Raw genomic sequence first — 17,147 nt, 5'->3', positions numbered from 1 at the left:
GCCCGGTCAGTGCCCGCGCGCCTCCGCCATCCGCTGCTCGGCGAGGCGGTCCGCCGCCGCGGCGGGCGGAATCCCATCCGCCTTCGCACGTGCGAATATTTCCAGCGTGGTGTCGAAGATCCTCGCCGCCTTGGTCTTGCACCGGTCGAAGTCGAACCCGTGCAGCTCGTCGGCCACCTGGATCACGCCGCCGGCGTTGACCACGTAGTCGGGCGCGTAGAGAACCGACCGGTCGGCCAGGTCCTTCTCGACCCCCGGGTGCGCCAGCTGGTTGTTGGCCGCGCCGCACACCACCTTCGCGGTGAGCACCGGCACCGTCGCGTCGTTCAGCGCGCCGCCGAGCGCGCACGGGGCGTAGACGTCCAGGCCCTCGGTGCGGATCAGCGCGTCGGTGTCCGCCGCCACGGCGACCTCGGGGTGCGCGTCGGTGATCCGGCGCAGCGACTCCTCGCGGACGTCGGTGATCACGACCTCGGCCCCGTCGGAGAGCAGGTGCTCGACGAGGTGGTGGCCCACCTTGCCGACCCCGGCGACGCCGACCCTGCGGCCGCGCAGCGTCGCCTCGCCCCACAGGTGCTGGGCCGAGGCGCGCATCCCCTGGAAGACGCCGAACGCGGTGAGCACCGAGGAGTCGCCCGCGCCGCCGTTCTCGGGGGAGCGGCCGGTGGTCCAGCGGCACTCCCGGGCGACGACGTCCATGTCGGCGACATAGGTGCCGACGTCGCAGGCGGTGACGTAGCGGCCGCCGAGCGAGGCGACGAACCGGCCGTAGGCCAGGAGCAGTTCCTCGCTCTTGATCTTCGCCGGGTCGCCGATGAGGACGGCCTTGCCGCCGCCGTGGTCGAGACCGGCCAGGGCGTTCTTGTACGACATCCCGCGCGACAGGTTCAGCGCGTCCGCGACGGCGTCCGCCTCGGAGGCGTAGGGGTAGAAGCGGGTACCGCCGAGGGCCGGGCCCAGAGCGGTGGAGTGGAGGGCGATGACGGCCTTGAGGCCGCTGGCACGGTCCTGGCAGATCACGACTTGCTCGTGGCCCCCCTGATCCGAGTGGAACAGGGTGTGCAGGACGCCGTCGGTCACATCGGTCACTGTGGTGACTCCCAAACAACGAAGCGGCGGAGGCCCTCCTGGGGGTGGGGAGGGCCCCGGACCGACCGGCACGGCCGGTCCGATGGGCAAGAGCGTAAGTCCTCCGAGGGCGCGGATCTGCCCCCGTGCGGAGGATCGCCCCCTGCGGGTGTACCGCCGTGACACGATGCGCTGCATGTCGGTGGTGTCTTCGGTGCGCGTCCCTTACACGTCCTACCTCCGGGTCTACGAGCCGCTCGCCGCATTCGCCGAGCCCGAGCGGAGCCACTGGGCGCGTTACGCGCAACGCGGCGAGCTGCCCACGGCCCAGGACGAACTGCGCCGCTCGCTGGCGGACTTGGTGCCGACGCCGCCGGTCGGGGTGCCCGCGCACGAGAGCGGTGACGCGTTCGTGGCGGAGCTGGACGGGGTGGTGTGCGTCTGCCCGTGGCGCACCAGGCTGCGGGGCTGGCTGGCCCTGGAAGAACTGGGGGGCATGTTTCCGGCCAACGTGCTGGACCTCCTGCTGCCCGCGGTGGTGCGCGGTCAGGCGGCGGCGGACCACGAGCGCTGGCAGCGGCTGCACCCGGACGCGAGACCGTGGATCCGCACCACGGTGTGGCAGGTGCCGGTGCGCTGGTTCGTCCTCTTCCGGGACGAGGAGCGGGAGTACGCGGCGGCGGACGGCGAGGGCGCCGGGCCCGTCCTGCGCTACCGCACCCCGATGGTCGAGGCCCGGCGCCGGCTGGCGCGGGCGCTGCGGACGCTGCGGGAGAACGTTCCCGAAGGCCCGCTGACCGGGGGCCTGGTGGACGTGGGCCGCTGGCTGGAGGAGTTCCATCCGCGCTCCCTGGTCGAGCTGGACTACGGGGGCCTCGTGCACGCGTTGCCGGCGGAGCGGCTCGCGGGGGACCGGTCGGCGGCGGATGTGGCCGAAGGGCTCGCCGCGCTGCGGGACGGCGACAACGAGGGCGCGGGCGAGGCGTACGCGCGGCTGGCGGAGCGCTGGCGGGCGGTCCGGGACCTCCAGTTCACCAATTGACGTGAAAAGGCCCACAGCGGCATCAAGGCGACGGAACCGGGGCATCCTTCATCCAGGACGGCCGAGAGGCCGGCGGACGGGCCATGAGGCCGGACCGTACGGAAGGAGGAGGGAGCCGGGTCGCCTCGGCGGAGGGCGGCCGACCGGGGTCGGTGCGCAGTTGACGGACCGTGAACCTGCGTCCCGAGTGGCGCGTGTGAAGAGTGAGGCGGAAGCGTACTCCGCTGGGCCCGGGACCTACGTCCCGAACCGGGCCTTTGCCTCAAGCGTGATGGACAGCACTTACGGGGCCCTTGCGCCCATCCCAGCTCCTCATGCCAAAATAGGACAAGGAGTCCGGGGAGGGCTCCTTTTGTCCAGATAAGGGCGGAATGCTCGACATCGCGTTTTATGGGGGGTCTGACGACTCCTGATCGCTCTGTGACTGATCGTCACCGGGGCGTGACTGTCCGCTATGGCATGGTCCATCGGCTTCCGTCGCTGATGAACACCTGGAGGGCAATTCCATCGGTTTGGCCGACGTGGCTGGACGGATGGTGTAGTTGTAGTGCCGAGGACAAGCCGTTCGTCCTATAACCGACTCGGCCCGCGTCCGCCATTTCGGGCAACGCGGGTCAAGGTGCAGAATTTAGAGGAAAGAACCGAGAAGGTTCGGTTCTCCCGAGGAGGCCGCTCATGACCGCTCGCACCCCTGATGCCGAGCCGCTGCTGACCCCGGCTGAGGTTGCCACGATGTTCCGCGTGGACCCGAAGACGGTCACCCGTTGGGCCAAGGCTGGCAAGCTCACGTCCATCCGCACGCTCGGTGGGCATCGCCGGTACCGCGAGGCCGAGGTCCGCGCACTGCTTGCGGGTATTCCGCAGCAGCGCAGCGAGGCCTGACACACCCCTGTCTCGCAGCAGTACAGCAGCACAGCATCACCTATCGGGCAGCTGCCGGGTCCCCCAACCCCAGCCGCCCACCCATAGCTCCACTCGACGGACGCCTGCCCCAACGGGCGTCATACCTGTGTCTACGGGTGTCGTCGTATCGATCGCGCTGGACTCCGCCGGGTCCAGCGCGATCTTTTTTGTGCCCGGGACCCGCCCCCTCGGGCCGCTCCCGGCCTCCCGGGCGAGCCGCGTCAGAACCGGGCGGTCGGTCGGCTTCAGGGGCTCTGAGGGCTTTCTGCCGACCGTCGACGGCCGTCCCGCGAGGCGTCCCGCACATGCCGGCGGGTCGGCCCCGGGGGCTTCGTGGGTCTGTGAGCGGGTCTGTGCGGGAGTGTGGGTGAGCGTCCCGGACGCGGTGGGGACGCGGTGGGACAGCCCCGGACGGAACGGTCCTCGCGCACCTGTCACCCCCGTGCAATTGCACATATTAAATTCACCAGTTGTAGGGGAGGCATAAAATCCCCCGGTCTGAAAACTCATTCGGTGACTACCGTCACACCCTGGAAAGCTTGCCAACTACCACCGTGCCACTGCCCGGACGTGGAGGCACCCGGCCGATGGTCATGTCGTGGCGGGCCTTTCGTCCCCGGCCGGCTCTCCGCCGGGCCTCCCGTCGCGCTCTCCGGCGCGCTCCCCGCCCCGGTCGCGCTCCGGGGCCCCGTCGCCGCCCGCGCCCCCGTGCGGCCGTCCGGCGGCGGTCTGCGGGGCGTCGGAAGCGCCTGCGGGCGCTTTCCGCCCTCCGCCGTCCCCGGACTCCATGGCGAGGCGCAGGAGGCGATGGCAGACCGCGCAGTGCCGCGTGAGATGGCGATAGGCGGAAGCGGCGGCCAGATGGGCGCGCAGCAGTGCGCGGGTCTCATGTCGTGCTGTGGACGCGGACATACGAGCCACCTCCCGGCGAGCCCGGCCGTCCCCCGCCGTGCGAAGCGCCGGGGGGACAGGGACGGCCGCTGCATCTACGGGGTACCCGTCGGGCCCGGGGCCGTCAAGACGCGAGAAAGCCCGGATCGAAACGATCCGGGCTTTCTTCTACTGCGGTCCTGACGGGATTTGAACCCGCGGCCTCCACCTTGACAGGGTGGCGAGCACTCCAAACTGCTCCACAGGACCAGGTTTTCGCCGCTTGCCTTGCGGCTTGCTGCGAAACCAGACTGTACAGGAGGTGGGAGGTCCAGGTCGACTTCACTCCTGGTGGTGGCTCCGTCACCGCCCCGGGGGCGCCCTCACGGGTCCCGCGCTCAGGGCGCGAGGGCGTCGATCGCCTTCACGATCCGCTTGTCGGAGACGGGGAACGCGGTGCCCAGCGCGTGGGCGAAATAGCTGACCCGCAGCTCCTCGATCATCCAGCGCACGTCCAGCACCTCCTGCGGCACCGGCCTGCCCCGCGGCAGCTGTTCGAGCAGCCAGGCGTACTCGTCCTGCATCTCGTGGACCTTCGCCATCCGCGTGGTGTCCCGCTGCACGGCCGTCGGCATCTGCTGGAGCCGCCGGTCGGCCGCGACGAGGTAGCGCATCAGGTCCGGCAGCCGGCGCAGGCCGGTGGCCGTAACGAAACCGGGCGGTACGAGACGGGCCAGCTGCTCGCGCACATCGGTGACGTTGGCCACCAGCGTCAGGCTGTTGGTCGACTTCAGCCGGCGCTCGCACGCCTGCCAGGCGGCCAGGACCTGCTGCACCTGGTCGATCGTGCGGACAGTCAGGTCCACCAGGTCGGCGCGCACCTTGTCGTACAGCGTCCGGAACGCCTTCTCGTCCCAGGCCGGCCCACCGTGCGCGGCGATCAGCCGGTCGGCCGCGGCGGTGGCGCAGTCCTCGAAGAGCGCCTGGACCGAACCGTGCGGATTACGGGACAGGGCCAGCTTCTGCTGGTTGGAGAGCCGGTCCGAGGCGAACTTCGCCGGGTTCACCGGGATGTTCAGCAGGATCAGCCGCCGGGTGCCGCGCCACATCGCCTGCCGCTGCTCGGCCTCGGTGTCGAAGAGGCGCACGGCGACGGTCTCACCCTGGTCGACCAGGGCCGGGTAGGCCCGCACCGGCTGCCCGGCGCGACGCGTCTCGAAGACCTTGCCGAGCGTGCCGATCGTCCAGTCGGTGAGGCCGGAACGCTCGATGGACTCGCCGGACGGCCCGGCGGTCGCCGCGGCCGCCTTGGAGAGCGCCTGCCGGGCCTTCGGCCGCAGCTGGAGCTTCAGCGCCTCCAGGTCCTTGTCCTCGGCGACCTTCCGCCGCCGCTCGTCGACGATCCGGAACGTGATCTTCAGATGGTCCGGGACCCGGGAGAGGTCGAAGTCGTCGGCCGTGACCGGCACGCCGACCATCCGCTGGAGCTCCCGCGCCAGCGTGAACGGCAGCGGCTCCTGGAGCGGGACCGCCCGGTCGAGGAACGCGGCGGCGTAGTTCGGCGCCGGGACGTAGTGCCGGCGGACCGGCTTCGGCAGCGAGCGGATCAGCTCCGTGACGACCTCCTCGCGAAGCCCCGGAATCTGCCAGTCGAAGCCCTCGGACGTGACCTGGTTGAGCACCTGGAGCGGGATGTGGACGGTCACGCCGTCCGCGTCCGCACCGGGCTCGAACTGGTACGTCACCTTGAACTTGAGCTTCCCCTGCCGCCAGGAGTCCGGGTAGTCGTCCTTGGTGACGGCCCCGGCCTTCTCGTTGATGAGCATGGAGCGCTCGAAGTCGAGCGCGTCCGGCTCCTCGCGCTTCTTGTTCTTCCACCAGGAGTCGAAGTGCGCCCCGGACACGATGTGCTCGGGAATCCGCTCGTCGTAGAAGTCGAACAGCGTCTCGTCGTCCACCAGGATGTCGCGGCGCCGCGCGCGGTGCTCCAACTCCTCGACCTCGCCGAGGAGTTTGCGGTTGTCATGGAAGAACTGGTGATGGGTGCGCCAGTCGCCCTCGACCAGGGCGTTGCGGATGAACAGCTCCCGCGATGCCTCCTGGTCGATACGACCGAAATTGACCTTGCGCTGAGCGACGATCGGCACCCCGTAGAGGGTGACCCGCTCGTACGCCATCACCGCGGCCTGGTCCTTCTCCCAGTGCGGCTCGCTGTAGGTGCGCTTCAGCAGATGCCCGGCGAGGGGCTCGATCCACTCCGGCTCGACCTTCGCGTTGACCCGCGCCCACAGCCGGGAGGTCTCCACCAGCTCCGCCGACATCACGAACCGGGGCTGCTTCTTGAACAGCGCCGACCCGGGGAAGATCGCGAACTTGGCGTTGCGCGCGCCCACGTACTCGTTCTTCTCGGTGTCCTTCAGCCCGATGTGCGACAGCAGCCCGGCCAGCAGCGAGGTGTGCACCGCCTGCTCGGGGACGGACCCCTCCGTCTTGGGCTCCTCGACGGTGATGTCCATCTGCTTGGCCACCGTACGCAGTTGCGCGTAGATGTCCTGCCATTCGCGGATGCGCAGGAAGTTCAGGTACTCCTGCTTGCACATCCGGCGGAACGAGGACGAGCCGCGCTCCTTCTGCTGCTCGCGGACGTAGGCCCAGAGGTTCAGGTAGGCCAGGAAGTCGGAGGTCTCGTCCTTGAACCGGGCGTGGTTCTGGTCGGCCTGGGTCTGCTTCTCCGCGGGCCGCTCGCGCGGGTCCTGGATGGAGAGCGCGGCGGCGATGACCATGACCTCGCGGGCGCAGCCGTTGCGGTCGGCCTCGATGACCATGCGGGCCAGGCGCGGGTCGACGGGCAGCTGGGAGAGCTTGCGGCCCAGCGGCGTCAGACGCTGCCCCGTCTTCCCCTCCCGGGTGGACTTCTCGCCCTGCTCCAGGGCCCCCAGCTCCTGGAGGAGCTGCACGCCGTCGCGGATGTTGCGGTGGTCCGGCGGGTCGATGAAGGGGAACTTCTCGATGTCGCCGAGCCCGGCGGCGGTCATCTGGAGGATGACGGAGGCCAGGTTGGTCCGCAGGATCTCCGGGTCGGTGAACTCCGGCCGGGTGACGAAGTCGTCCTCGGAGTACAGCCGGATGCAGATGCCGTCCGACGTACGGCCGCAGCGGCCCTTGCGCTGGTTGGCGCTGGCCTGGGAGATCCGCTCGATCGGCAGCCGCTGGACCTTGGTGCGGTGGCTGTAGCGGGAGATACGGGCGTTGCCCGGGTCGATCACGTACTTGATGCCGGGGACCGTCAGCGAGGTCTCGGCCACGTTGGTCGCCAGCACGATGCGGCGGCCGGTGTGGCGCTGGAACACCCGGTGCTGCTCGGCGTGCGAGAGGCGCGCGTAGAGGGGGAGCACCTCGGTGTGGCGGAGGTTCCGCTTGTTCAGCGCGTCCGCCGTGTCCCGGATCTCGCGCTCGCCGGAGAGGAAGACCAGGACGTCGCCCGGGGCCTCGTGGCCCAGCTCGTCGACGGCGTCGCAGATCGCGGTGATCTGGTCGCGGTCGGAGTCCGCCGCATCCTCGTCGGCCCCTTCGAGCAGTGGTCGATACCGCACCTCCACCGGATACGTCCGCCCGCTGACCTCCACGATCGGCGCGTCGCCGAAGTGGCCGGCGAACCGCTCCGGGTCGATGGTCGCCGAGGTGATGACGACCTTCAGATCCGGGCGCTTGGGCAGCAGCCGGGCCAGATAGCCGAGCAGGAAGTCGATGTTCAGGGACCGCTCGTGGGCCTCGTCGATGATGATCGTGTCGTACGCCAGCAGCTCGCGGTCCGTCTGGATCTCGGCGAGCAGGATGCCGTCCGTCATCAGCTTCAGATACGTCGACTCCGGGTTCACCTGGTCGGTGAAGCGGACCTTCCAGCCGACCGTCTCACCGAGCGGCGTCTTCAGCTCGTCCGCGACCCGCTCCGCGACCGTACGGGCGGCGATCCGGCGGGGCTGGGTGTGCCCGATCATGCCCCGGACGCCGCGCCCCAGCTCCATACAGATCTTGGGGATCTGCGTGGTCTTGCCGGACCCGGTCTCCCCGGCGACGATCACGACCTGGTGGTCGCGTATCGCCTCCAGGATCTCGTCCTTCTTCTGGCTGACCGGCAGCTCTTGCGGGTACGACAGGGCCGGCAGCCGGGCCGCGCGCGCCGCGAGCCGTTCGGCCGCCTTGCCCGCCTGGGCCGCGATCTCGTCCAGCACGGACTGGCGGGCCTCGGGCTTGCGGATGCGGCGCGCTCCTTCGAGGCGCCGGCCGAGCCGGTTCGCGTCACGGAGCGAGAGCTGTCCGAGCTGGGACTGGAGATCGGCGAAGGAAGTAGACATACGGCTCCCAGGATCTCACCCGGGCCCGCGCGGTGGCGACCTCATTTCGCGCGGGCTGCGTCACGCGGCACGTACCATTTCGGGCAGTCGAACGCTCAGCCCCCCGCCCTCTGCGCGAGAAAGGCCCGGTTCCGTGTCCCGTACGCACTGGTGGAGCCTGACGGCGCTGCTCGCGGTCGTCGTGGGGCTGCTGTGCGGACCGGCTGCGACGGCGTCCCCGGCTTCCGCGCCCGGAGCTCTCGCGCCGACGGCCTCGGCGCACTTCGCCCCCGGGCCCTTGGCCTCCGCGCCGGCGACCCCCGTCGCGCGCGCCCGGGCCACGCCTCCGGCGGCGGAGGCCGCCGACACCCGCGCCCCGGTCCCCGGCTGCGGGAAGCTCCGCGACCACGACGGCGAGCCCGCCGCCCCCTCCCGCGTCCGCACGGCGTACGACCAGGCGCCCGGCCTCGCGCCGTGGGGGCTGCCCGCCGCGACGGGCGCGCTGCCGGCCGAGCCGCCGCCGGGGATACGGGTCAGGGAGCCGGTCCCCGTCACTCCGACCCCGGTCGAGCTCTCCGTGCTGCGGGTGTAGGCGGGCCCCCGCCCGTTCCACGCCCGCCCTTTCCCCTTCCGCACCACCAGCACGGAGTGCCGCATGCCCACACCCAAGAAGCCCAACTCCCCGAGCGCGACGTCCTCCGCCCGCAAACCCCTGGTCTACGGGGCCGCGATCGTCGTGGCCGCCGGCCTCCTCGGGTTCGCCTCCTACCGGGCCACCGCCCCCGGCGGCACCGCCCAGGACACCTCCTCCGCCCCGGCCGCCGAGGTCTCCGCCGGCCCGCGGGACGGCGTCTACCCGGAACTGGCGAAGCTCGCCCGCCGGGACGCCGACGACAAGCTGGCCACCGGGCGGGCGGACGCCCCGGTCGTCCTGATCGAGTACGCCGACTTCAAGTGCGGCTACTGCGGCAAGTTCGCCCGGGACACCGAGCCCGAGCTGATCGAGAAGTACGTGAAGGACGGCACGCTGCGCATCGAGTGGCGCAACTTCCCGATCTTCGGCGAGGAGTCCGAGAACGCCGCGCGCGGCGCCTGGGCCGCCGGGCAGCAGGACCGCTTCTGGGAGTTCCACCGCGCCGCCTACGCGGAGGGGGCGAAGGAGAAGGGCTTCGGCAAGGACCGGGTCAAGGCCCTCGCCGAGGAGGCCGGGGTGAAGGACCTGGACCGGTTCATGAAGGACCTCGACGGCGAACCTGCCCGGGCCGCCGTCGCGAAGGACCAGGAGCAGGCGTACGGGATCGGCGCGACGTCCACCCCGTCGTTCCTGATCAACGGCCGCCCGATCGCGGGAGCGCAGCCGGACGAGACGTTCGACCAGGCCATCGAGGCCGCCGCCGAGCAGGCGAGGGCCACCGGCGAGGACACCGGCAACGCGGGCGACGACGCCGGGGACCCCGCGCCGTGACGGCGGACATCGGCTACTTCGCGGCCTTCCTCGGCGGGCTGCTCGCCCTGGTCAGCCCGTGCAGCGCACTGCTGCTGCCGGCCTTCTTCGCGTACTCCATCGACTCCGCCTCCCGGCTGCTGGCCCGCACCGGCATCTTCTACGCCGGGCTCGCCACGACCCTCGTCCCGCTCGGCGCGGCGGGTTCCTACGCCGGGCGGCTGTTCTACGGCCACCGCGACGCCCTCGTCACGGGCGCGGGCTGGCTGATCATCGTGCTGGGCCTCGCGCAGATCGTCGGACTCGGCTTCGCCTCGCGGCGGATCGCGGCCCTCAGCGGCCGGGTCCGCCCCACCACCGCGTTCTCCGTCTACGCCCTGGGCGCCGTCTACGGGCTGGCCGGATTCTGCGCGGGCCCGATTCTCGGCAGCGTCCTGACCGTGGCGGCGGTCAGCGGCAGCCCCGTCTACGGCGGGCTGCTCCTGGCGGTCTACGCGCTCGGGATGGCCGTGCCGCTCTTCGTGCTCGCCCTGCTCTGGGAGCGTTTCGACCTCGGCCGCCGGGCCTGGCTGCGCGGCCGGGCCGTCCGCCTCGGCCGGTTCGAGCTGCACACCACGTCGCTGCTGTCGGGACTGTTCTTCATCGGGCTCGGCGCGCTGTTCCTCGTGTACGACGGGACGACCGCGCTGCCCGGGCTGCTGAGCGTCGACGACTCGTTCGCGGTCGAGCAGTGGGCGCAGAAGCTGGGCGAGCAGGTGCCGGACGGGATTCTGCTGGGGGCGGTGGTGCTCGTGGTGCTGTCGGCCCTGGCCGTCCGGGCCTGGCGCCGGCGCGTATCCGGGCTGCCCGCGGAAGAGGCCGAGAAGGCCGAGAAGGCCGAGAAGGCCGAGAAGGCCGAGAAGGCCGAGAAGGTGTGACACGACGAAGGCCCCGTCCGGTGGACGGGGCCTTCGAGAGGTGGCTGGGGCCGGGATCGAACCGGCGACCTATCGCTTTTCAGGCGATCGCTCGTACCAACTGAGCTACCCAGCCACGCAGCCGCTGGGGCTGCAGCGGTCCTGACGGGATTTGAACCCGCGGCCTCCACCTTGACAGGGTGGCGAGCACTCCAAACTGCTCCACAGGACCAAGCAATGTGCGAAACGAGTCTCGCACACGGTGAAACGTGCCCCCAACGGGATTCGAACCCGTGCTACCGCCTTGAAAGGGCGGCGTCCTGGGCCACTAGACGATGAGGGCTATTGGCCCGCCTGTTCGCTTTGCAGCGCGTCGGGGACGTGAGAAGCATATGGGATGGGCGGAGCTATCGCCAAAACGGTTTACGGCGAGGGCGTCGGGCGCGCCGGGGAGCGGCCCGGAGACGGCGACGAGTCCCGGGACGGAGAGGGCGACGGGGAGGGCGAGACGGGGGAGCCCTGCTTCAGGTTCTCCTCCGGAAGGTGGCGGCTGACCTCGGCGGTCGTCAGCCCCAGGCCGCCCAGGGTGATCTCGTCCCAGGCTTGGAGCCGACGGGTGGAGCGGTCCATGTAGAGCACGGAGGCGTGCACCTTCTCCGGCTTGTCGTTCTGCACGGCGCGCAGCCCCCCACCGCCCGTGGAGCCCTCCACCTTCAGCCGCGTGCCGAACTTCAGCTGCTCGTTGATCCGGCGGTGGAGGTGGCCGGACAGCACCAGCGGGACCGTGCCGTCGGTCTCCCGGGCGGTGTTCGGGTCATGGGCGACGGCGATGTCGGCCGGTGTGCCCGCGTGCTCCTGGTCGCGCAGCGCGGAGGCCAGGCGCGCGCCTTCGAGCCGAGCGGCCTCCTTGCCGCCGGTCGGGGCGGTCCGGTCCGGGGTGAAGGAGACGTCGCCGGTGCCCGCGATCCGCAGCCCGCCGACGTCGACCGCCTTGCCGTCGTCGAGGACGTGGACGTTCTCGAACTTCTCCAGATAGGTCTGGGTGACGGGCGAGTCGTGGTTGCCGCGCACCCAGACGTAGGGCGCGCCGAGGCCCCGGATCGGGTCGAGGAAGCCGTTCTCGGGGGCGGAGCCGTGGTCCATCGTGTCGCCGGAGTCGACGATGACGTCGATCTCGTACTGCTCGACGAGCGAGGCGATGATGTGCCAGGCGGCCGGGTTGAGATGGATGTCGGAGACGTGCAGCACGCGGATGGTGCCGGGGTCGGGCCGGTAGACGGGGAGGGTGGAGGCCGCGTCGTACAGCTTGGTGACGTTGGTGACCAGGCGGGCCAGTTCCTGCTGGTAGATGTCGAACTCGGTGACGATCGAGCGGGCGTCGCCGACCAGGGACGGGGCGCTGGAGAGCAGCCCGGAGAACTTCGGCTCCAGGACGGACTTCGGGTTCCAGGTGGCGTACGCGCTGACGCCGGACGCGGCCAGCAGCGTGAGGGCGAGCCCGCCGGCGGCCAGGGCGCGGCGGGGGCGGCGGTAGACGACGAGACCGAGCGCGGTCGCGCCGGAGACGACGGCGACGCAGGAGCGCACGGCCAGCTCCCGGGTGCCGGCGGCGACGTCCCGGGTCACCTCGTCCTGGAGGCCGGCGAACCGTTCCGGCTGGTCGACCAGGGCCTGGGAGCGTTCGGGGTCGAGGCGGTCCACGTCCACGTCGAGACGGAGCGGCGCCACGTGCGAGTCCAGCTCCAGGGCCCCCAGCGGAGCCACGTTGATCTTGCTGCCGCCGGTGAGGGAGGGGCGCAGCGTCATGTTCGTGTCCATGGGGCCGACCGGCGTACGGATGCTCCCCACGGCGAGGAGCCCCAGCCAGGCCCCCAGCACGACGACGGCGAGCAGGCCGAGGGCCCGGAGGGCGGGGCGGCGTACGGGGCCCGTCAGGCCGCCCGAGGCCGCCGCGCCGGTGCCGGCGGGGATACGGGGATGGGCGCGGACGGAGGCACGGCCCCGGGACTGCGGGCCGACGAGCTGACTGAGGCGGTGCCGGACGCGGTCGGCTGCGGCACGGAACGGGACGCGGACCATTGGGCCCGTATGTCCCGGTCCGGCCCCGCCCATGCCGTTCGCGGGCCGGGCGTCCGCACGTTCGCCGTCGGGGGCCCGCCCGTACGGGGCCGTCGTGCGTGACAATGGCCGGGTGCTGGAGATGACGCGCGAACAGTTCGAGGAGCTGGTGAGCCAGGCTCTGGACCGCATTCCGCCGGAGCTGACGCGGCTGATGGACAACGTGGCGGTGTTCGTCGAGGACGAACCCGAGCCCGGCGATCCCGACCTGCTCGGGCTCTACGAGGGCACCCCGCTCACCGACCGCGGCGAGTGGTACGCCGGAGTGCTGCCGGACCGGATCACCATCTACCGGGGGCCGACGCTGCGGATGTGCGAGACGCAGGAGGACGTCGTCGCGGAGACCGAGATCACCGTGGTCCACGAGATCGCCCACCACTTCGGCATCGACGACGAGCGGCTCCACGCCCTGGGCTACGGGTGAGCGAGCAGGCCCCGGACGAGCTGCCGGAGCCCGGTCCGCCCGCCGCCCCGCAGGGCCGGGTCCTGGCGGCGGTCGCGGCCGGGGGCGCGCTGGGAGCGCTCGCCCGCTACGGGGCGCTGGTGCTGTGGCCCGGCGCGGGCGGCTTCCCGTGGACGGTGCTCGTCGTCAACGTGACCGGCTGCGCCCTCATCGGCGTGCTGATGGTGCTCACCGTCGAACGGGGCCGGGTGGCCCGTCCCCTGGTGCGGCCCTTCCTCGGTGTGGGCGTGCTCGGCGGCTTCACGACCTTCTCGACGTACGCGGCCGGAGTCTCGGACCTGCTGGCGCGTCAGGAGGTCGCGGTCGCGGCGGCGTACGCGGTGGCGACGGCGTCGGCCGCGCTCGGGTCGGTGTGGGCGGCGGCCGTGGCGACGCGGACCTGGCTGGACCGGGGCGCCCCGGACGAGGGGAGAGCCGCGTGAGCCGCGTGAGCAGGTCGGACCGGTTGGACCGGTTGGACTGGTTGGACCGGTTGGGCCGGTCGGGCAGGGGCGAGGGGCGGGCCGCGTGAACTGGCTGCTGGTGGCGATCGGCGGGGCGGTGGGCGCGCCCCTGCGCTATCTGACGGACCGTGCGGTGCAGGCGGCCCAGGGGCCGGGCACCCCGTACCTCTTCCCCTGGGGCACCTTCACGGCGAACGCGACGGGCAGCCTGCTGCTCGGGCTCGTGACCGGCGCCGCGGTCTCCTCCCCGGCGCACGCCCTGCTGGCGACGGGCCTGTGCGGGGCGCTGACGACGTACTCGACGTTCTCGTACGAGACCCTCCGCCTGGCCGAGACCGGCCGGGCCTTCCTGGCCGCGGCCAACGTGCTGGCGTCGCTGCTGACGGGCCTGGGCGCGGTGTTCCTGGGGGCGGAGCTGGCGGGCGGGGCCGGGGTGTAGCGGGAGGCTCCGGCGGTCGCGGCGCGGCACGGCTCCGCCCGCCCGCGGCCCTGCCCGGCGCGTTCGGCGGGGGCGCCGGGCCCGGCCGGATCACGCGGTGCCCGGAGGCGTTTCGGCGGTCGCGGTGCGGGGCGGGTGGCGTTTCGGGCGTGTCTCCGGCGGGGTCGGGGGAGTTGGGCACGGTACGACGCCGTACCGCTCGCTTCTGCTTCCCGCTCCGCCGTCCGCGCCGCGCGCTCTCCGCTTCCCGTCGCTGCTTCCCCCGCTGCCTTCCCTCGCTGCTGCTTCCGCTCCTCGCCTGCTTCCCGCCCCCTCGCCCCCTCGCCCCGGAGGTGCCACTCGTGCGCCAGTTGTCCGCCCCCGCCCGCTGGGCAACCGTCACCGCGCTGACGATCGCCGCGTCCACCGGCTGTATGAGTGTCGGCGAGGACGGCGCCGGGGGGCCGGGGCCCTCGCGGTCGGCCGGACCGAAGGGCTCCGCCGCGGACCCGGCCGGCGACACGGTCCCCGGTTCCGGACAGGTCCGGGGGCGCGCCGGGCGCGCCCACCCGCACTCGGACCGGGCCGTTCCCGGGAGCAGCCCGAGCCCGGACGCGTCCCGTGCCGTGCCGACGGTCACCCCCCGGGGGCCGCGCCCCGAACCCGGCGCCCCGGAGCCCACCGCGGACGCTCCGCCGCCCTCGCCGACGCCGTCGGCGCCGGGCCCGGGGGAGCCCCCGCCGACCACTCCGGAGCCGCCGGCCTCGCCGACGCCCGCGCCGGACCCGGAGCCCGAGCCGGAGCCCACCGATCCGCCGGATCCGTCCCCCTCCGCGTCGCCCGCCGCACAGTTGCGAGCCCACGCGATGAGCGGGCCGGAGAGTGCTCGGCCGTTGCGGACGCCGGAGGCATCGCCGCAGGTGGGGCCCGTGTAGCCGGGGTGCCGGCACGGCCGGTTTGCGCAATGTGGGTGGGAGTGCGTATGGTAGTAGATCGTTTGATCCCATTGCCCGGCGCCGACACAGAAGAGCGCCGTGTGGCGCGTACTCTCCCTTGCCGTGGCTGGACCGCATTGAGGCGGTCGAAATTGCGAATCACGGAGTTATGGGCGCGTGCCGAGACTCCGGAAGGTTTCGCATTTCGCATGTCAATTTCCAGTTCTGACCACACCGTCATGCCTGAGAACGTCGACAACGCCGAGCTCGCCGAGCTCGTCGAGCTGGCTGTGACCGAGGCTCCCGCCGGCGCCTCCGCCCCGGCCGCCGAGGAGATCGTCGTCGCGGAGAAGCCCGTCGTGGCCGAGAAGTCCGTCGCCGACTTCGTCGCCGACGCGCAGGCCGACGCCTCCACCGAGGTGACCACCGCTCCCGTCGCCGAGACCTCCGCCGAGGCCGAGGAGGCCGCCGAGCCGACCGTCACCTTCGGCTCGCTGGGCCTGCCGGACGGCATCGTCCGCAAGCTCGCGCAGAACGGCGTGACCGCCCCCTTCCCGATCCAGGCGGCGACCATTCCGGACGCCCTGGCCGGCAAGGACATCCTCGGCCGCGGCCGTACGGGCTCCGGCAAGACGCTCTCCTTCGGTCTGCCGCTGCTGGCCTCGCTCTCCGGTGGCACCACCGAGAAGAAGAAGCCGCGCGGCATCATCCTCACCCCGACCCGTGAGCTCGCCATGCAGGTCGCGGACGCGCTGCAGCCGTACGGCGACGTGCTCGGCCTCAAGATGAAGGTCGTCTGCGGCGGTACGTCGATGGGCAACCAGATCTACGCGCTGGAGCGCGGTGTCGACGTCCTCGTCGCCACCCCGGGCCGGCTGCGCGACATCATCAACCGCGGCGCCTGCTCCCTGGCGAGCGTCCAGGTCGCCGTCCTCGACGAGGCCGACCAGATGTCCGACCTGGGCTTCCTGCCCGAGGTCACCGAGCTGCTCGACCAGATCCCCGGTGGCGGTCAGCGGATGCTCTTCTCCGCCACCATGGAGAACGAGATCGGCACCCTGGTCAAGCGCTACCTCACCAACCCGGTGACGCACGAGGTCGACAGCGCCCAGGGCAACGTCACGACCATGTCGCACCACGTCCTCGTCGTGAAGCCGAAGGACAAGGCGCCGGTCACGGCCGCCATCGCCGCCCGCAAGGGCCGCACGATCATCTTCGTCCGCACCCAGCTGGGCGCCGACCGCATCGCCGAGCAGCTCATCGAGTCCGGCGTGAAGGCCGACGCGCTGCACGGCGGCATGACCCAGGGCGCCCGTACGCGGGTCCTGGAGGACTTCAAGAAGGGTTACGTCAACGCGCTCGTCGCGACCGACGTCGCCGCCCGCGGTATCCACGTGGACGGCATCGACCTCGTCCTGAACGTGGACCCCGCCGGTGACCACAAGGACTACCTGCACCGCTCGGGCCGTACCGCCCGCGCCGGCAAGTCCGGGGTCGTCGTCTCGCTGGCGCTTCCGCACCAGCGCCGCCAGATCTTCCGCCTGATGGAGGACGCGGGCGTCGACGCCTCGCGCCACATCGTCCAGGGCGCGGGCGTCTTCGAGCCGGAGGTCGCCGAGATCACCGGCGCCCGTTCGCTCACCGAGGTCCAGGCCGACTCCGCGAACAACGCCGCCAAGCAGGCCGAGCGCGAGGCCGCCGACCTGACGAAGCAGCTGGAGCGCGTCCAGCGCCGCGCCGTCGAGCTGCGCGAGGAGGCCGACCGCCTGGTCGCCCGCGCCGCGCGGGAGCGGGGCGACGACCCGGAGGCCGCGGTGGCCGCGGTGGCCGCCGAGGCCGAGGCCGCCCTCGTGGCAGCCGTCTCCGTGCCGGAGCAGCCGGCCGCCCGCGACGAGCAGCGCCGCGACGAGCGGGGCAACTTCGAGCGCCGCGACAACCGCGGTGGCGACCGTGGCGGCTACCGCGGCGGCAACGACCGTCGTGACGAGCGCCCCTCCGGCGGCTTCCGCTCGGGTGGCGGCAGTGACCGTCGGGACGACCGTGGTGGCCGTTCGTTCGAGCGTCGGGACAACGACCGTCCGGCGTTCAACCGCGACCGTCGTGACGAGCGCCCTTCGGGCGGCTTCCGCTCGGGTGGCGGCAGTGACCGTCGGGACGACCGTGGTGGCCGTTCGTTCGAGCGTCGGGACAACGACCGTCCGGCGTTCAACCGC

14 protein-coding genes and 4 tRNA genes are annotated in these 17,147 nt (G+C 72.0%); 10 read left to right on the top strand and 8 right to left on the bottom strand.

Annotation, left to right across the window (positions count from 1 at the left end; translation table 11 throughout):
* Nucleotides 1-6: 6 nt before the first annotated feature.
* Nucleotides 7-1,089, bottom strand: a complete 1,083-nt coding sequence (locus ACIQMU_RS11855) for a Leu/Phe/Val dehydrogenase (protein WP_402688767.1) — start codon at nucleotides 1,087-1,089, stop codon at nucleotides 7-9.
* A gap of 175 nt (nucleotides 1,090-1,264) precedes the next feature.
* On the opposite strand from ACIQMU_RS11855, the gene ACIQMU_RS11850 reads away from it, so the two are divergent.
* Together ACIQMU_RS11850 and bldC are read left to right on the top strand one after the other, a co-directional pair.
* Nucleotides 1,265-2,110, top strand: coding sequence for a hypothetical protein (locus ACIQMU_RS11850; RefSeq protein WP_352239395.1), 846 nt, complete (start codon nucleotides 1,265-1,267; stop codon nucleotides 2,108-2,110).
* A 675-nt stretch (nucleotides 2,111-2,785) separates the two neighbouring features.
* Nucleotides 2,786-2,992, top strand: coding sequence for a developmental transcriptional regulator BldC (bldC, locus tag ACIQMU_RS11845; protein WP_003949541.1), 207 nt, complete (start codon nucleotides 2,786-2,788; stop codon nucleotides 2,990-2,992).
* A gap of 612 nt (nucleotides 2,993-3,604) precedes the next feature.
* Here the strand turns inward: bldC and ACIQMU_RS11840 are convergent.
* From ACIQMU_RS11840 to hrpA, 3 genes are all read right to left on the bottom strand, one after another.
* Nucleotides 3,605-3,925, bottom strand: a complete 321-nt coding sequence (locus ACIQMU_RS11840; protein WP_402688766.1) for a DUF6274 family protein — start codon at nucleotides 3,923-3,925, stop codon at nucleotides 3,605-3,607.
* Nucleotides 3,926-4,078: 153 nt separating this feature from the next.
* A tRNA-Asp gene (locus ACIQMU_RS11835) sits at nucleotides 4,079-4,153 on the bottom strand.
* Nucleotides 4,154-4,281: 128 nt separating this feature from the next.
* On the bottom strand, nucleotides 4,282-8,238 hold the full coding sequence (gene hrpA / locus ACIQMU_RS11830) for an ATP-dependent RNA helicase HrpA (protein ID WP_402688765.1): 3,957 nt from the start codon (nucleotides 8,236-8,238) through the stop codon (nucleotides 4,282-4,284).
* 133 nt (nucleotides 8,239-8,371) lie between these two features.
* Between hrpA and ACIQMU_RS11825 the strand changes: the two genes are divergently transcribed.
* The 3 genes from ACIQMU_RS11825 to ACIQMU_RS11815 all read left to right on the top strand — a co-directional run bounded on the left by ACIQMU_RS11825 (nucleotide 8,372) and on the right by ACIQMU_RS11815 (nucleotide 10,578).
* Complete coding sequence (locus ACIQMU_RS11825; RefSeq protein WP_352239398.1) at nucleotides 8,372-8,809, top strand: hypothetical protein; 438 nt, start codon at nucleotides 8,372-8,374, stop codon at nucleotides 8,807-8,809.
* Nucleotides 8,810-8,872: 63 nt separating this feature from the next.
* Entirely contained in the window at nucleotides 8,873-9,682 is an 810-nt protein-coding gene (locus ACIQMU_RS11820) for a thioredoxin domain-containing protein (protein ID WP_352239399.1), read from the top strand.
* Nucleotides 9,679-10,578 (top strand): cytochrome c biogenesis CcdA family protein, encoded by a 900-nt coding sequence (locus ACIQMU_RS11815; RefSeq protein WP_402688764.1) that lies wholly within the window; start codon nucleotides 9,679-9,681, stop codon nucleotides 10,576-10,578. Before ACIQMU_RS11820 ends, ACIQMU_RS11815 begins: the two co-directional genes overlap by 4 nt.
* Before the next feature lie 41 nt (nucleotides 10,579-10,619).
* Here the strand turns inward: ACIQMU_RS11815 and ACIQMU_RS11810 are convergent.
* From ACIQMU_RS11810 to ACIQMU_RS11795, 4 genes are all read right to left on the bottom strand, one after another.
* A tRNA-Phe gene (locus tag ACIQMU_RS11810) sits at nucleotides 10,620-10,693 on the bottom strand.
* 21 nt (nucleotides 10,694-10,714) lie between these two features.
* Nucleotides 10,715-10,789, bottom strand: a tRNA-Asp gene (locus ACIQMU_RS11805).
* A gap of 38 nt (nucleotides 10,790-10,827) precedes the next feature.
* A tRNA-Glu gene (locus ACIQMU_RS11800) sits at nucleotides 10,828-10,900 on the bottom strand.
* Nucleotides 10,901-10,980: 80 nt separating this feature from the next.
* Nucleotides 10,981-12,636 (bottom strand): metallophosphoesterase, encoded by a 1,656-nt coding sequence (locus ACIQMU_RS11795; RefSeq protein ID WP_352239432.1) that lies wholly within the window; start codon nucleotides 12,634-12,636, stop codon nucleotides 10,981-10,983.
* A gap of 112 nt (nucleotides 12,637-12,748) precedes the next feature.
* Between ACIQMU_RS11795 and ACIQMU_RS11790 the strand changes: the two genes are divergently transcribed.
* The 5 genes from ACIQMU_RS11790 to ACIQMU_RS11770 all read left to right on the top strand — a co-directional run.
* Complete coding sequence (locus ACIQMU_RS11790; protein ID WP_012380216.1) at nucleotides 12,749-13,099, top strand: metallopeptidase family protein; 351 nt, start codon at nucleotides 12,749-12,751, stop codon at nucleotides 13,097-13,099.
* On the top strand, nucleotides 13,096-13,560 hold the full coding sequence (locus ACIQMU_RS11785) for a CrcB family protein (RefSeq protein ID WP_352239401.1): 465 nt from the start codon (nucleotides 13,096-13,098) through the stop codon (nucleotides 13,558-13,560). Before ACIQMU_RS11790 ends, ACIQMU_RS11785 begins: the two co-directional genes overlap by 4 nt.
* A gap of 85 nt (nucleotides 13,561-13,645) precedes the next feature.
* Nucleotides 13,646-14,020: a CrcB family protein gene (locus tag ACIQMU_RS11780; protein WP_352239402.1), complete on the top strand. Its 375-nt coding sequence runs from the start codon at nucleotides 13,646-13,648 to the stop codon at nucleotides 14,018-14,020.
* A gap of 341 nt (nucleotides 14,021-14,361) precedes the next feature.
* Nucleotides 14,362-14,934 carry a hypothetical protein gene (locus ACIQMU_RS11775; protein ID WP_402688763.1) on the top strand — a complete coding sequence of 191 codons (573 nt, stop codon included), beginning with the start codon at nucleotides 14,362-14,364 and terminating at the stop codon, nucleotides 14,932-14,934.
* Nucleotides 14,935-15,173: 239 nt separating this feature from the next.
* Nucleotides 15,174-17,147 (top strand): DEAD/DEAH box helicase (locus tag ACIQMU_RS11770; RefSeq protein ID WP_402688762.1); only part of this gene is annotated, 1,974 nt, incomplete at its 3' end.

Origin of the sequence: Streptomyces sp. NPDC091649 (assembly GCF_044756785.1) — a bacterium.
In the GTDB taxonomy this organism is placed as follows: Bacteria; Actinomycetota; Actinomycetes; order Streptomycetales; family Streptomycetaceae; genus Streptomyces.
The sequence above is the reverse complement of the archived record's forward strand: the minus strand, read 5'-3'. Positions and strand labels throughout refer to the sequence as shown.